Origin of the sequence: Microbacterium sp. B24, from assembly GCF_000333415.1 — a bacterium.
Classification (GTDB): domain Bacteria; phylum Actinomycetota; class Actinomycetes; order Actinomycetales; family Microbacteriaceae; genus Microbacterium.
Genome location: NZ_BADB01000235.1, coordinates 1 through 325, shown reverse-complemented (window position 1 = coordinate 325; position 325 = coordinate 1). Strand labels below are relative to the sequence as shown.

1 protein-coding gene is annotated in these 325 nt (G+C 69.8%); it reads left to right on the top strand.

What is annotated here, in order from left to right; all coding sequences use genetic code 11:
* Positions 1–300: hypothetical protein (locus tag I5I_RS17270; protein ID WP_036317763.1), on the top strand; the 300-nt coding region annotated here is incomplete at its 5' end.
* Positions 301–325 lie beyond the last annotated feature (25 nt).

The following is a 325-nucleotide window of genomic DNA, read 5'->3' as shown; positions in this document are numbered from 1 at the left end:
GCTCCCGCTCGACCGAGCCGTGACGCATCACTCTTCGCACAGCACTTCGCTACGCGCGAGCAGTGGCTCGTCGCCGCCGTCGAGCAGCTCCGCCCCCTCTTCGCCGAGCTGGGCCACGAGCTCCCCGTCGTCCGTGTGTCGGTTGGCTGGGGCTCGTCCCGCGCCGCCGCGACGCTGGGCGAGTGCTGGCACCCGAAGAGTGCGACGGACGGCATCGGCCAGGTCTTCATCGCTCCCTCGCGACGTTTCTGGGTCCCTGAGCCTGTCGAAGGGCCCGGTTCCCGAGTGAGCGGACTCTAGAGGATCCCCGGGACCGAGCTCGAAT